We start from the raw sequence: 15,797 nt of genomic DNA on the forward strand, positions 1-15,797 counted from the left end.
TTCATAATGAAGAAAAGGTTAAAAATAGTAAAATATATTAAAGTATACAGGCCATGAGAAAGTAAAGTAAATATTTTTTATTGCAATAACTTGAAATTTAAAGTAAAATCATTATGTTTAATAAATTTTACTTTATGTTTAAGGAGAAAAGCATGAGAGCAGTATATAGAAATCCAAAAGAATTAGCTTCAAAAATAAAAGATTTAGTAGATACTTATTTAGAAGATATGATAACTGAAGAAAAATTTGAAGAAACTATCATGGCTATGATAGAGAGAAATGAAGATAGAGTATATAAAAATGGTTTTATGCCATCTAAGTTAATCAGTGTTATAGGTGAAGAAAGAAAAGCTATAATAGACAAAGTATATGAAAAAATGAATAAATAATATTTTTGAAGAACAGAGGAATATCTGTTCTTTTTTTATAAATTTAACTATTAATTAGTATAATCATATAAATTTTAAAAATAGTTACAAAAAATATAAACAAAATTTCTTTCCTGCATAAATATATGTTATAAGGGGGATTTATTATGGGGCAGGAAAAGAAAATAAAAGACTTTAAATTTTTATGTTTAAAAAATGATTATTTTAAAATAGGTATAAGAGAAGAGAGATTGAGAAATGATATTTTGTTAGTAAAGTTTGATGATGATACCACCATCTGTAGAATGTATATGAACAATACCCATGCATATGTTCAGTTCCCTTATAATAAGACAATGTTAAATGAAATAAGGTGCAATACATGGACACTAGATAATATAGGAAGGGGTAGTGGTATCTTTCTTAAAAGCCAAAGAGATGGTAAGAGTTTTAGAGAAGTATTAAAATGGTATGACGTGAATAACAAAGGATATGATTATACAATTCATGATTCAAGAAAAGATATGATATCGAAAGAAGAATATGATAAAAAGAGGAAGCTATATATTCGCAAGCATCCATTATCCAATACAAGTTATGCAGTATAAAATAAAAAAAGCAGCGCATAGCTATCTTGGATATATTAATGATACACAAATATTGTCAAACTAGTGTAAAGACGCATAATGATGCTTTTTTACGTAGGAATATTAAAAAATAGAATCCTTAGGGCAGAGTATGTCTAAGGATTTTTTGTTTATTAAAAATGTTAAGAGTATATTTAATGTTTAAAGGTTATTCTAGAATATGTATATAGCAAAGCTTGCTAAAATGTTAAAAAAATAAATCTATTTAGGCATTGACTAATTATGTAAATAATAATAATATGTTAATATAAATAAAAGTTAGCAATATTATCTGCTGATGGAGGTGAATTTTCCTTTTATTATAAGGAAAAAGGATGGAGAGTATGGATTTAAAAAACGAAAGAAATTTAAGTATGTTAGTGGATTTCTACGAACTGACAATGTCTAATGGATATTATGAAAATGGATATGCTGATTCAGTGGTATATTGTGATATGTTCTTTAGAAAAAATCCTGATGAAGCAAGTTTTTCAATTGTAGCAGGCTTACAACAGTTTATAGAGTATATTAAAAACTTAAGCTTTTCAGATTCCGATATTGAATATTTAAGACAAAAGAATATATTTAATGAAGAGTTTTTGAAATACTTAAGAGATTTCAAGTTTAGTGGAGATATTTATGCAATTCCAGAAGGAACTGTAGTATTTCCTAATGAGCCACTTGTTACAGTGAGAGCAAAGATAATGGAAGCACAATTTATTGAAACAATGCTATTATTATCAATCAATCATCAAAGTCTTATAGCTACTAAAGCCAATAGAGTTGTTACAGCAGCTAATGGCAGAGTGGTAATGGATCTTGGAGCAAGAAGAGGTCAAGGGGCAGATGCAGCTATATTAGGAGCTAGAGCGGCTATAATAGGAGGCGTGAGTGCAACGGCAACTACTATAACAGGAAAAGATTTTGGGGTAGATATAGTGGGTACAATGGCTCACTCATGGGTACAGTTCTTTGGTGATGAATATAAAGCATTTGAAGCTTATGCAAATACTTATCCAGATAACTGTATACTTCTTGTTGATACATACAGCGTTCTTAAGTCAGGAATTCCTAATGCTATAAGGATAGCTAAAGAAATATTAGAACCAATGGGTAAAAGATTAAAAGGTATAAGACTTGATAGTGGAGATTTATCATATTTATCGAAGAAAGCGAGAAAAATGCTTGATGAAAATGGATTAAGAGATTGTAAGATACTAGCTTCTAATAGCTTAGATGAATTTATCATAAGAGATCTTGTAAGCCAAGATGCTAAGATAGATATTTATGGTGTAGGTGAAAGACTGATTACAGCCAAATCAGAACCGGTATTTGGTGGAGTTTATAAGCTGATGGCTGTAGAGGAAAATGGTGAAATAGTACCAAGAATTAAACTTTCAGAAAATGTAGAAAAGGTAACTAATCCTGGTTATAAACAAGTATGGAGATTGTTTGATAAGGAAAGTAATAAGGCAATTGCAGATGTTATTACTTTAGCAGATGAAGTGATAGATGACAGCAGAGAATATGAAATATTTGATCCTGTACATACTTGGAAGAAGAAGCTTGTAGATAATTTCTATGCTAAAAAGCTTCAAGTTCCTGTATTTATAAATGGAGAATGTGTTTATGAAAGCCCAGCAGTGTTAGATATTAAAGCTTATTGTAGAGAAAGTGTAAACAGTTTATGGGATGAGCAAAAGAGGTTTACTAATCCACAAGAGTATTATGTAGATTTATCATCAGAACTTTGGAATTTAAAAAATGAAATGATTAACAAATATAGCTAAAAGTAATTAATAATTTTGAACCTGCATGATTTTTTATGCAGGTTCAAATTGTTTTATTATATGGAAAAATTAAATTCAGATAGTTTTTTTATTATAGATAACTAACCTATGATAGTTTTCTATATACTCTGAAATTGCTTTATTTATTACATCATCTTCACTTAAGTCAGGATGCTTTTTTAAAAAAATATTTAAGGTATCGATTATAGAATCTTTTAAAACTATTTTTTTCTGTGATGAGGAAGTAGTTGGTAGTGTAGGGTTATTATTTTGATGATTTTGCTTATGATTTTGCAAATCGCAATTAATGTTTCTAGTTATTGTTTCCAGCTCAAATATTCTCATTTCTAAGGCATATAGCCTATCAGCAGGGGAAGAGGGTTGGGCCATAGAAGTTTTGGGAGATTTCAATACTTCTTTATGCTTTAAAAAGTTTTTTCCATTGAAGGTGTAATCATATTTTCCCATTAGAGATTTAATGGAACTTTTCTTTATGCCTAAAAGAGTGCTTATTTCATTTAAGCTGATTTTTTTATTTAATTCTAAAATATAATTTACTTTTTTAACTTCACTTAAACTATTAAATTTAATTTTATCCATAATTCACCTCGCAAAATAAAATAAAGTATATAAATATTATACCATAAAATAGAAAATGGATAATAATTTTGTGGATAAATTTTCTTTGTAGTATAATATAGTAATTAACAGTAATAAAAGGAGAGAAAAACATTGATAAATCCATTACTTTTAATACTCCAAAGTATTTCAGGAGGAGTGGCAGGATATATTACCAATAAATATGCTGTAAATATGCTTTTTAAGGAATACACTCCATTAAAGCTGGGAGGAGTAGTTAAGAAAAATAAAGAAAAATTTATAGATGAAATAAGTACTCTAGTAGAAAAAGATATTATTAATGGAAAGACATTAAAAGAACATATACATGGTGAAGAGTTTAAGAAACAGTTAGATGTAACTGTAGAAGAGTTTTGGAATAGCGGCCTTAAAGAAGCATTTAATGATGTGAAAATAAAAGATATTTCATATTTTGAAGAAAGTAAAGAAAGCATCATGGAGTTTACAGAAGCTAAAATGAAACTTATATCAGATAAACTATTAAAAAATATAGTAGATAATATAGAAATAACAGAAATTTTATCAGCAAAGCATATAGTTTATATAACAGATATTGTTTATGAAGAAATTTTAAAATACATAAAGTCTGATGATAAAGTTTCTATATTATTAAAGGATATTTATCATCAAAATAATAATTTGATATTAAAAGATATAATTAATGAAGATGTGAAAATAAAGATAGAATCTATCATAGAAGAACTTATTATAAATTCATTAGAAAATATATTTGATGATGAAGAAAAACTTTTAAATATACTGGGAAAGATATATGAAGCCATTGATATAGATGAAATAATCAATAGTTTATTTAAGACAATAGCTTCTAACACATTAAATGATTATTTTTCTCCAGTAGAAAAAAAACAAATATCTTCAGCTTTATTTGCTAAGGGATGCACCTTTATAAATTCAGATAAAGGTACTGATAGCTTAAAGAATATTTTAAATGAAATAATAAAAATAGCAAAAGAATTAGATTTTACATTATACGAATTATTGCCAGAAGAATCAGCTATTAACCTTTCAAGATTTATCGAGGAAATTACCATTAAAGTTATACCAAGCATATCACAGTGGATTAGATTTAATAAGAATGAAGTTAATGAAATTATTGAAGAATCTATAGATGAATCCATTGAAGGAATGGATGGTAGTATTAAAAGGATAATAGTGCAAAAAGTTAGGGAGAGTCTTTTTAGTGATATCTCAGAAAAAGCCAGTGTGGTAGATAAGATTATTTCTTATATAGATAAATATGAAATGAACGAAGAATCAGTAAAGAAGATATCACAAGAGATAATAACTTATTTAAAGAGTAATAAGGTGAAAGATATAATAGGTAAGCTTGAAGAAGCAAATATTATATCTGAAAGCAAAATAATGGCACTAAGTAAGCTTATTATGGAAAAGATTAATATTCATGGTGAAAAAATATTAAGCCTATTAGTTGAAGCAGTATTCTCTAAAAAAATTAGTTCTCTCATTAATGAAGAGAACATTGGTTTATTAAAAATAAAGGTGAAAGAGCAGCTTATTTTATTGATTTGTAATGAACGAAAAGAAATATTAAGTTTCTTACAGCTAAGAGTAGTTAATATTATTAATGATAAAATTAATGAAACAATAAATATGCCTGTGAAAAATCTTTTATCAGAAAAGGAATTTACAAAGTTATCAGAGAAAGCTAATAGGTCATTATTACATCTGCTAAAGGATAGCAAGAGAGAGATACTAGAACCTATAAATAGAATAATAATAAGCAAGGTTAGAGAGATAGATCTGATAAAGATAGCAGAGAACGAAAAGGAATTATTAGGAAGTTCAATGATTAATTTAATATTAACTCTTGAAGAAGAAATGATAACAAGATATTCTGAAAATACTTTAGATGAATTTATAGAGGATATATGTAATAAAGATAAATTAATATTGGTTTCAAAGGAAAAGTTATACAATTATATAGATAATAATATTGAAGAAATTCTTGATGGCAATATAAAGAATATCATTTATGATAATTTGATAAAGTTTAATGAAGATGAAATATGTGAGCTTGCTCAATCATTTATGGGAAATGAACTTAAGCCATTATCAGTATTTGGGGGCATTTTAGGGATTGTTGTTGGAGGAATTTATGGGTTGTTTTATGGAACAACCTCTATAAGTGGATTTTCAGGGAGTGTGGCTTCTACAATAATATCTTGCATTATCATGGCAATGATAGGTGTAGGCACTAATGTTATAGCTTTAAAAATGTTATTTTATCCATATAAAAGAAATAAGTTTTTAGCTAAAATACCATTTTTAAGGAAGTTTTCTTTAGGATATATTCCAGCACATAAGGATATAATGGCAAGAGGAATAGGTCATGTTATTGATGAAGAACTGTTAAACGGTGAGAGAGTAAAAATGCTATTAACCTCTAAAAAAGATATGTTTAAGGGATATCTTATTAGCAGTATATCAGAAAGTAATTACAAAGTAATCATGGATGCTATAAGAGAAAAGAAAGAGATTATAGTAGATTATTTATACGATGGAATGAAAAAAAATATAGAAAATAATAAAAAGAAAATAGCATATAAATCAGTGGAAGGTATAGGAAGTATAAATGTTGGGAAAATTTTAAAGTCAAGGTATATATCTAAAATTGTCCTTGATGCTAGAAAGTTAACAGTAATTTTTTCAGAGAAAACAGCAGATTATTTGGCTAATAAAATGAAATCTGATAAAAAATGCAAAGAATTTATCAAAGAAGAACAACTTATTAAAATAAGAGAAGATATTAATAATAGCTTAAAAAAAGTTTTGTTAAATAATGGTAAAAGTATATTAAATGAAGAAAAGATTCAAAAGATGATATTTAAAGGCGAAGATAAATATCAAACTATAATTAATAACAATTTAAGTGGGCTTATCTCTAGTGAAAAAATTGAGAGTTTAAGAAAATATATTAAAGATAAATCTATGTTATTGATATTCAATGAAAGCAAGAATTATCTTGAAAAGGGAGTTTCAGAATTTTTAGAAAAAGAAATTAATGGTGATAATACCATTGGAAATGTATTTGCTGGAAAGATAGCAGAATATATTGATAGTAATATACCTAAGCTAAGTAGATATATTATTAGCAAAGGTGAAAGTTATTTAAAAGCTAATAAAAGTAAATTTAGTGAAAAGGTAAGGGGGGAAATTACCTCAGGGCTTAATTTCCTTGAAAGAGGAGCTTATGTAATGTTTGGCGGAGATGATATAGTAAATAGGTGTATAGATACAATAATAGATATTAAAGTACCAATATTTTTAGATAATAAATACTTAGAAATTACATCATTAGTTCAAAGTACATTATCATATTCTATTTATCCTACACCAATAAAGAGTTTACAGCTTAAGGCAAAAGAAATAAATTGTAGTAAAATATTAGATAGCATTTATATAAGCCTTAATAAATCTATCTATATAAAAGAAGAGATTGAAGAGGTTATTGATGAGTCTATCAACATAATATTAAGTGAAAATCTTAAAGAGTTTCTATTGATACTAGATTTAGATTCTTTAAAAGATATCTGTTACAAATTTAATAGAGAGTTAAATAATATTATAAAGTTAAGTAATGATAATTTAGTAAAAAATCTAGAGGCTATTGTTAAGTGCTTAGATGAAATAATAGATGAAGGGTTTATACAGTCTATTAAAGAAACATCCATAAATAAAGTAATGCTAGCATTAGAAAGAAAAGATGTAGTAGAGTGTACTGAAGCAATATTGAATATAGTTGTTAATAATGAAGAGTTTGCAACGCTTATTGAAAAAATAGCAAATGAATTTTATGAAGATGTAGTTAAAAGAGTATCCTTTAATGCTATTATTGATGAAGAGTATTCTAAAGAATGTGTAGAAGAATATATTGAAGCTGCTTTTAATAGTAAAAGTTTTAATGAAGTTAATAAGGAAATAATCAATCTAATCTGTGAAGAAATAATTAATGACGGATTCAGCTTTATAAAAGAGGATACAAAAGATGATGTTATCTGTAGAGCTATTGAAGCAGTTTTAAATGTTACATTTAATAACACTAGTAAACTTTTAAAAGCTGTAAATATAAAGCAAATAACTATGGAGCAGATAGCAATAATGGAACCTAAAGAAATACACATTATGTTTAATGGCTTTGCTGGTGATTTCTTTAAAAAATTATATTTATATGGAAGTTTTGGTGCTATCTTTGGCATTAATTTATGGTTTTCAATTGCCTGGGGAATAATAGAAGAAATTAATAATAGAAGAGTAGCGTAGAGTAATATTTGGGAACATTTTCTTTTGGTGAAGATGTTCCTTTTTATTTAAAATTATATTGACAATATTAAAGGTAAAGAGTATATTATAAATGTAAATAATAGTAAAAAGTTTATTTTGTTCGCTATTCTTGGGGAAAACTGTTTTTTTATGGTCCGTAGATTTTAGCAAGGTGTATTGCTTTGTTAGTTTACGGATTTATTTTATTTAACTTTATTATTAATGGCTTTTATAAAATAAATATATAATAGAGAAAAAAATGAAAGTAAATGTAATAACTTTTAATGACAGTGAAAAAATAATTAAAAAGAATTGATAAAAATAATTAATAGATTTATGTAAAGTATGTTATTATATATGCTGGTGAAAAAATAAAAAGGAGATGGGTAAATGACAAATGATATGACAACTGGAAATCCAGTGAAGCTGATATTGCTATTTTCAATTCCACTTTTAATAGGAAATATATTTCAGCAGTTTTATAGTATGGTTGATACTATAATTGTTGGAAGATTTATAGGAGTTGAAGCATTAGCAGCAGTAGGGACAACAAGTTCTATGGTATTTTTGGTAAATGGATTTGTAATGGGGCTTACAAGTGGATTTGCAGTGCTTATTTCGCAAAAGTATGGTGCTAAAGATGAAGTAGGAGTTAAGGAAGCTGTTGCTAGTTCAATTATTTTATCAATAATAGCAACTATACTTGTTACTTTTATAAGCGTACTTTCGGCAAAGCCTCTATTAACTCTTATGAATACACCTTCAAATATAATGAAGGATGCCTCAACATACATAATTATTTTATATGCAGGAAATATAGCTATTATATTCTACAATATGATGGCAGCTATATTAAGAGCTCTAGGTGATAGTAAAACGCCTTTATATTTCCTTATAGTATCTTCAGTACTTAATATAATTTTAGATTTAGTTCTTATTATAAACTTCAAAATGGGAGTTGCAGGAGCTGCTTATGCTACAGTAATATCTCAAGGGGTTTCAGCGATTTTATGTGTAATTTATACATATAAAAGATATAAAATATTAAGGCTTAAAAAAGATGATTTTAAAGTTAAGAAAAAATATTACAGAAAACATTTAAAAGTAGGTATACCTATGGCTCTACAGTTTTCGATAACATCTATAGGAATAATGACAGTACAAAGTGCTATAAATATATTTGGTTCTACAGTAATAGCTTCTTATGCAGCTTCTTCAAAAGTATTACAATTAGTTATGCAACCAGCTACTACTTTAGGTGTAACAATGGCAACTTATTGTGGACAAAATATAGGAGCAAAAAGATATGATCGTATTAAAGAAGGAGTTAAGAAATGTGTACAAATATCTATAATTACAAGCGTGATTTCAGCTATAATACTTATTTTCTTAGGAAAATACTTTGTAATGATGTTTGTTAGCAATCCAGATGCAGAGATATTATCTTATGCACAACAGGTTTTAAATATTTCAGCAATTTTCTTTATTCCATTAGGGTTAATATTTGTTTATAGAAATGCACTGCAAGGAATAGGAGATTCATTTATTCCAATGATGGCTGGAGTTTATGAACTTGTTGCTAGAGCTATTGTAGCCTTTACATTACCTAAGGTTTTAGAATTTATGGGAATATGTTTGGCAGATCCTGTTGCTTGGTTTGCAGCAGTAATTCCACTAGCTTATACTTACTATAAAAGAGAAAAAAGTTTTAAGCATGAAAGTGAAAAAATTTAATAAAATAATATGGGAAATATTTACAATGAGTATTTATAGTAGTATAATGTTAATATAGATAAGAAAAAGGAGTCACAAAAGATGTTTTGCGACTCCTTTTTGTCTATAAACATTTAACCATATATGTGTGAAAAGGGAGGGATGCTTGGCGATGATAATATCGAATGATATAGAGTCTTTTATGAAGACTAAGGGAAAGGAGGAATGCTCAAACATTAATATTGTCCGTAAAGAAACAGGAGTTTCTTGGCACCATAGTTATATAAAGAACTATGAAGCAGCCCAGAGGGAGATGATCCAATTATCTAATCTACTGAAAAGGAGATGGTAATTAAATTTATATAGATATGGTTAAATTTTAATACTTGAAAATAATAAAATGGATAGATAGGGAAAGGAGTAGAAAAAAATCTACTCCTTTTGGTTTATATTATAAATAGCATCTCCATATAATAAGAATATAAAATGAAAAACTTAAGAAAAAAAGGGGGGAAGAAAGATGTTAAAAGAAATCATAGAAAGTGTAAGTATAAAGGTAGTTTTAGAAATTATTTTTAAGACTTTTCTTTGTGTAGTGCTTGTAGGAGCAATTGGATATAATCGAGAAAAGAAAGGTATGGTTGTAGGAATAAGAACCCATGTACTTGTAGGTATGGTTGGGCTTTTAATTCAAATAACCTCCCTTGAATATTATCGTATTAATGGAGGAAATAATGATGTATTTAGATTGGCAGGACAATATATATCAGGCATAGGCTTTCTTGGTGCAGGTACGATACTTAAGGATAAACGAAGTGTAAAGGGTTTAACTACTGCTGCTTCAATATGTCTTGCAGCATGTATAGGGCTAGCGGTAGGATCAGGTGTATACTTAGGAGCGGTTATAATAACTGTAGTATCATACATTTTTTTAACTGATATATTTAGATTAAAAAAAATAATGTCAATAAAGAGAAATTCTTATGTTTTTATTGAAGTTGAATTAACAGGTGATACAGCTGTATCTATGGAAAAAGTAAGAAATGGTTTAAAAATTGCAGGAGTTTGCATTGTTTCAATAGAAACAAGAAAAGTGTCCATAGATAAAGCAAAAATAATCTTAAAGCTCAATGTAGATGATGAAGTAGATATTAATGATATTTTATCTGAAATTACTTATATTGATGAAGTTAGTAAAGTTGAATTTATTGGATAAAATATTTACTGGATGTATCATGCAAATATGTTAGACCTAAGGAAGTAGTAGTAAGAAATTCATTTATTGAAAGTATTTTATATGATATTTGCCAAGAATGTGATATTATATTGATTAATGCTGATCTACTAAATGCAACAAATGAATTTGTATATGGTATGGCAAGATTTAAAATATAAGAAGAAAAGGAGAAATAAAAATGAGTGAAAATAACAATGTAAGATTAGGATTAATTGAATTATATAAGAATAAGGTAAGATTTTTGAATTTTACTGATGTGGAAATTAATGAAAAACATGAAAGTAAATTCTTATCAGATGAAGAGTATGAAATATTAATAAACTTCTATAATGAATATAAAAGTGAAAATAAATAATTAAATTATAAATGAGGAATAAGAAATGAAAATTAGAGTCCCAGAATACTTTAAGGATTTTAAATGTATAGCATCAAAATGTGAAGATACATGCTGTGCAGGATGGGGAATAGTAATAGATGATGTTACATATGACCGTTATAAAAATGTGCAAGGTAAATTTGGAGAAAGACTAAGAAGTGAAATAGTTCATGAAGCAGGAGAAAATATATTTGTACTTAAAGGAAATAATTGTCCATTTTTAAATAAAGAAAAGACTTGTGATATATATATAAATATTGGTGAAGAAAACCTGTGTTATACATGTCAGCAATACCCTAGATATACAGAAGAGTTTGGTTCTCTAAGAGAAATAGGAATATCACTTTCGTGTCCGGAAGCAGCTAGAATAATGCTTAATAATGATAAAAAAGTAACCTTTGAATTAAGTGAAAATGAAGAAGTAGTGAGTTCATATAATGATATAAACGCACAGCTTTTTATAGAATTACTTCAAAGCAGAAATATAGTTATGGATATGCTACAGGACAGGGATATTGATTTAAGAAAAAGAGTTGCTTTGGCACTTTTATTTGTTGATGAAATTCAAGAAAAAATAGATGAAAGTGAAATTAAGGAAATAAAGTATGTAAGAGAAAAGTATTCAGATAAGTTCTTTCTAGAAGAACTGTTAGAAAAATTGGAAGAATACAAAGATAATGAAGGTATAAAATACGATAATATACAGGAGTACTTCAATGTCTTTAGAGATTTAAAGCATATAACACCCAATGATCCCTTAGGTCTTAATGATGCCTTAAGATATTTTTGGCAAGCTGATGAAGATGAGGAATTATACATATTAAAACATAAGCAATTTGTAGAGTATTATGAAGATAAAATATATAAATTTGAAAATATCTTAGTTTACTTTGTCTTTAGATACTTTATGAAAGCTGTCTTTGATTATGATGCATTGGCTAAAATAAAGACTGCCATTATAAGTTATATGATGATAAGGGAATTAGCAGTGGTGAGATATATAGAAAATAATGAGTTCACTGATGAAGACATGGTAGATATAGCTCATACATACTCTAAAGATATTGAACATTTAGAAGAAAATATAGAAGCTTTAGCAGAACTTTTTGAAACGAATGAAGTTTTTGATATAGAAGAAATGGTAATGGCTTTAATGAATTAAAATTTACTTAAGTACTTGCTTTTGGCAAGTACTTATTTTTTGATAAAAACAATATATTTAAATATGTGTATAAAAAAAGAGAAAATTAAGATAAGTATTGACATGTTATAGAAATAGGTATATACTAATAATATAGTAAATGAAAATGATTATCAATGTTAAGGAAGAGGATGATTAAAGATGCCTTTATCAATGGTTAAGAAAGGTGAAGCTAATATAATAAAAAAAATTGGTGGTAAAGAGGACACTAAAAAATTTTTAGGTAATATAGGGTTTGTTGTAGGTGCTGCAGTTACAGTTATATCTGAAATAAAAGGTAACATGATTGTGGAAGTTAAGAATTCAAGAGTAGCAATTGGTAAGGATATGGCTAATAAAATTATAGTATAAATTTAAAGATAGAAGGGATAAATATGACAAGTTTAAGAGATATAGCGTGTGGAAATACTGTAAAAGTTAAAAGAATAGTTGGTGCAGGACCAGTAAAGAGACGTATTATGGATATGGGAATTACAAAAGGTATAGATATATATATAAGAAAGGTAGCACCTTTAGGAGATCCTATTGAAGTTACAGTAAGGGGATATGAACTGTCACTTCGTAAAGCAGATGCAGAAATGATTGAAGTTGAATAATTTTTATAAATAATTAATGATAATTATTTTAGTTGTTAATTGAAATATTTTGAAATAGTTATATATTAGAAAGAAGTGATTGATAAAATGACAATAAAAATTGCATTGGCTGGTAATCCTAATTGTGGTAAAACAACACTCTTTAATAGTTTGACAGGTTCTAATCAATTTGTAGGTAATTGGCCAGGGGTAACTGTAGAAAAAAAAGAAGGAAAATTAAAAGGGGATAAAGATGTTAGTATAATAGATTTACCAGGTATTTATTCATTATCTCCATATACTTTAGAAGAAGTTGTAACAAGAAATTATTTAATTAAAGAACGGCCTAATGTAATTTTAAATATTATAGATGGAACTAATCTTGAGAGAAATTTATATTTAACTACACAACTAATGGAACTTGGTATTCCTGTGGTGGTAACAGTAAATATGATGGATATTATAGAAAAAAACGGAGACAAGCTGAATACGAAGAATTTATCTAAGGAGCTTGGATGTACAGTAGTTGAAATTTCAGCGTTAAAGGGAACAGGTGTTATGGAAGCAGCTAATAAAGCTGTAGAAGTTGCTAAAAGTGGTGTACTTCAAATTCCAAAACATAAATTTGCAGGATGCGTTGAACATGCATTAGCACATATTGAAGAGGCAGTGATTCATAATTTGCCAGAAGAGCAGCAACGTTGGTATGCCATTAAGATATTTGAGCGTGATGAAAAAGTTATTGAACAATTAAAAATAGCAGAAAAAATAGCTACTCATGTGGAAGAAGATATTAAAAGATGTGAAGATGAAATGGATGATGATGCAGAAAGTATAATTACTAATGAAAGATATGTATATATTTCATCTATTATAGAAGATTGTTTTGTAAGAAGGAATAAAGGTGGACATACTGTTTCAGATAAGATTGATGAAATAGTAACTAATAGATGGTTAGCACTTCCTATTTTTGCAGTAGTAATGTTTATAGTTTATTATGTTTCAGTTACAACAGTAGGTTCAATTTTAACAGATTGGACAAATGATACGTTGTTTGGTGAATGGATTATTCCAGCAGTACAAAATGGCTTAGATGCTATAAGTTGTGCACCGTGGCTATCAGGACTTATAGTTGATGGTATTATTAGTGGGGTAGGAGCAGTACTGGGTTTTGTACCGCAAATGCTTGTATTATTTGCTTTCTTAGCTTTCCTTGAGTCTTGTGGATATATGGCGAGAATAGCTTTTATCATGGATAGAATCTTCCGTAAGTTTGGACTTTCTGGAAAATCATTTATTCCAATGCTTATTGGAACAGGATGTGGAGTTCCAGGAATAATGGCTTCTAGAACAATTGAAAATGATAGAGATCGTAAAATGACCATTATAACTACAACATTTATTCCATGTAGTGCTAAGCTACCTATTATTGCTTTAATTGCAGGAGCATTATTTAATGGAGCCTCATGGGTAGCACCAAGTGCTTATTTTATAGGAGTAGTAGCAATTATTTGTTCAGGAATAATATTGAAGAAAACAAAAATCTTTGTTGGAGAACCAGCTCCATTTGTTATTGAATTACCAGCATATCATATGCCAACAGTTTCGAATATATTAAGAAGTATGTGGGAACGTGGTTCATCGTTTATTAAAAAAGCTGGAACAGTAATTTTACTTTCTACAATATTTATTTGGTTTTCTGAAAATTTTGGTTTTGCTGATGGTGGATTTGGTATGGTAGATAATATGAATGATAGTATTTTAGCAGCTATAGGGGGTATTTTAGCACCGCTATTTAAACCTTTAGGTTGGGGAGATTGGAAAGCTACTGTATCAGCAATTACAGGACTTATTGCTAAAGAAAATGTAGTTGGAACTTTTGGTATTCTTTATGGATTTGGTGAAGTTGCAGAAAATGGATCAGAAATTTGGGGTAGCTTGGCAGGTAGTATGACAGCATTGGCAGCATATTCATTCTTAATATTTAATCTTTTATGTGCACCATGTTTTGCAGCTATGGGAGCTATTAAGAGAGAAATGAATAATGCTAAATGGTTTTGGTTTGCCATTGGTTATCAAACATTGTTAGCATATTGTGCATCATTATGTGTTTACCAAATAGGTATGTTATTTACTGATGGAATATTTGGTATAGGTACAGTAGCAGCAATTATTATAATAGCTATATTCTTATATTTGTTCTTTAGACCATATAAAGAAAGTGAAAACTTAACTGTAAATTTAAAGGCATAGTAAATCTTTAAATATAATATGGAGGGATTCATATGGGAACTGTTATAGTAGGAATTGCCTTACTGGTAGTAGTAAGCTTAATTGTTAGAAAAATGATTAAAGATAAAAAACAAGGTAAATCCATTCAATGTGGTTGTGATTGCAAACATTGTGGTGGACATTGTCATTAATTAATAAAGCCTCAGCAAATGCCGAGGCTTTTTCTTATGCACTAAATAATATATAATAAATTAAAACTACAAAGGAGAATTAGATTATGATTGATGTAGTAGCTGCTGTAATAGTGAAGGATAATAAGTTTTTAATAACAAGAAGAGCGCCTAAGTTAAAGCTTGAAGGAATGTGGGAATTTCCAGGTGGAAAAGTAGAGCAAGAGGAAACGCCAGAAGAAGCTCTAAAAAGAGAACTGGTGGAAGAATTAAAAATTGAAACTGAAATAGGTAATTACATAGAGACAAGTATCTATGAATATCCTAATGTAACAGTAAAGCTTATGGCGTATTTTGCCACAGTGATTTCAGGAGAAATAAAGCTAAGTGTCCATGATGAAGCAAAATGGATAAGTATATCTGAAGTAGAAAACTTTAAATTTGCACCGGCAGATATACCTTTTATAGAAAAATTAAAGGAAGTTTTATGATAAAGTAATAAGAAAGAGGTTATTAAAGAAATTAGTAAGGGGACGTCTCATAAATGATTTTTAAATCATTTATGTAG

The 15,797-nt window shown here is 28.0% G+C and carries 14 protein-coding genes; 13 read left to right on the forward strand and 1 reads right to left on the reverse strand.

Annotation, left to right across the window (positions count from 1 at the left end; all coding sequences use genetic code 11):
• The first annotated feature begins 152 nt into the window (after positions 1-152).
• From Q5O29_RS02060 to Q5O29_RS02070, 3 genes are all read left to right on the forward strand, one after another.
• Positions 153-389: a TIGR04540 family protein gene (locus Q5O29_RS02060; protein ID WP_022211362.1), complete on the forward strand. Its 237-nt coding sequence runs from the start codon at positions 153-155 to the stop codon at positions 387-389.
• Between the two features lie 146 nt (positions 390-535).
• Complete coding sequence (locus tag Q5O29_RS02065) at positions 536-976, forward strand: hypothetical protein (RefSeq protein ID WP_022211363.1); 441 nt, start codon at positions 536-538, stop codon at positions 974-976.
• A 353-nt stretch (positions 977-1,329) separates the two neighbouring features.
• Entirely contained in the window at positions 1,330-2,784 is a 1,455-nt protein-coding gene (locus tag Q5O29_RS02070) for a nicotinate phosphoribosyltransferase (RefSeq protein ID WP_302630805.1), read from the forward strand.
• Positions 2,785-2,859: 75 nt separating this feature from the next.
• Here the strand turns inward: Q5O29_RS02070 and Q5O29_RS02075 are convergent, their stop codons facing one another.
• Complete coding sequence (locus tag Q5O29_RS02075) at positions 2,860-3,384, reverse strand: hypothetical protein (RefSeq protein WP_022211365.1); 525 nt, start codon at positions 3,382-3,384, stop codon at positions 2,860-2,862.
• A 132-nt stretch (positions 3,385-3,516) separates the two neighbouring features.
• Between Q5O29_RS02075 and Q5O29_RS02080 the strand changes: the two genes are divergently transcribed.
• The 10 genes from Q5O29_RS02080 to Q5O29_RS02125 all read left to right on the forward strand — a co-directional run bounded on the left by Q5O29_RS02080 (position 3,517) and on the right by Q5O29_RS02125 (position 15,720).
• A complete protein-coding gene (locus Q5O29_RS02080) occupies positions 3,517-7,725 on the forward strand; it encodes a DUF445 family protein (RefSeq protein WP_022211366.1) in 4,209 nt (1,402 codons plus the stop codon).
• Between the two features lie 390 nt (positions 7,726-8,115).
• A complete protein-coding gene (locus Q5O29_RS02085; RefSeq protein WP_022211367.1) occupies positions 8,116-9,459 on the forward strand; it encodes an MATE family efflux transporter in 1,344 nt (447 codons plus the stop codon).
• Between the two features lie 499 nt (positions 9,460-9,958).
• On the forward strand, positions 9,959-10,654 hold the full coding sequence (locus Q5O29_RS02090) for an MgtC/SapB family protein (RefSeq protein WP_022211368.1): 696 nt from the start codon (positions 9,959-9,961) through the stop codon (positions 10,652-10,654).
• Between the two features lie 199 nt (positions 10,655-10,853).
• On the forward strand, positions 10,854-11,030 hold the full coding sequence (locus Q5O29_RS02095) for a hypothetical protein (protein ID WP_022166739.1): 177 nt from the start codon (positions 10,854-10,856) through the stop codon (positions 11,028-11,030).
• 25 nt (positions 11,031-11,055) lie between these two features.
• Positions 11,056-12,213 (forward strand): flagellin lysine-N-methylase, encoded by a 1,158-nt coding sequence (gene fliB, locus Q5O29_RS02100; RefSeq protein WP_022211369.1) that lies wholly within the window; start codon positions 11,056-11,058, stop codon positions 12,211-12,213.
• Positions 12,214-12,393: 180 nt separating this feature from the next.
• Positions 12,394-12,603, forward strand: a complete 210-nt coding sequence (locus Q5O29_RS02105) for a FeoA family protein (RefSeq protein ID WP_022211370.1) — start codon at positions 12,394-12,396, stop codon at positions 12,601-12,603.
• A gap of 23 nt (positions 12,604-12,626) precedes the next feature.
• Positions 12,627-12,848, forward strand: a complete 222-nt coding sequence (locus Q5O29_RS02110; protein WP_022211371.1) for a FeoA domain-containing protein — start codon at positions 12,627-12,629, stop codon at positions 12,846-12,848.
• An 87-nt stretch (positions 12,849-12,935) separates the two neighbouring features.
• A complete protein-coding gene (gene feoB / locus Q5O29_RS02115; RefSeq protein WP_022211372.1) occupies positions 12,936-15,080 on the forward strand; it encodes a ferrous iron transport protein B in 2,145 nt (714 codons plus the stop codon).
• A gap of 32 nt (positions 15,081-15,112) precedes the next feature.
• Positions 15,113-15,250: a FeoB-associated Cys-rich membrane protein gene (locus tag Q5O29_RS02120; RefSeq protein WP_022211373.1), complete on the forward strand. Its 138-nt coding sequence runs from the start codon at positions 15,113-15,115 to the stop codon at positions 15,248-15,250.
• Positions 15,251-15,336: 86 nt separating this feature from the next.
• A complete protein-coding gene (locus tag Q5O29_RS02125) occupies positions 15,337-15,720 on the forward strand; it encodes a (deoxy)nucleoside triphosphate pyrophosphohydrolase (RefSeq protein ID WP_022211374.1) in 384 nt (127 codons plus the stop codon).
• The last annotated feature ends 77 nt before the right edge of the window (positions 15,721-15,797 follow it).

This window comes from Clostridium sp. CAG:265, from assembly GCF_000436575.1.
Lineage (GTDB): Bacteria > Bacillota > Clostridia > Clostridiales > Clostridiaceae > Clostridium > Clostridium lentum.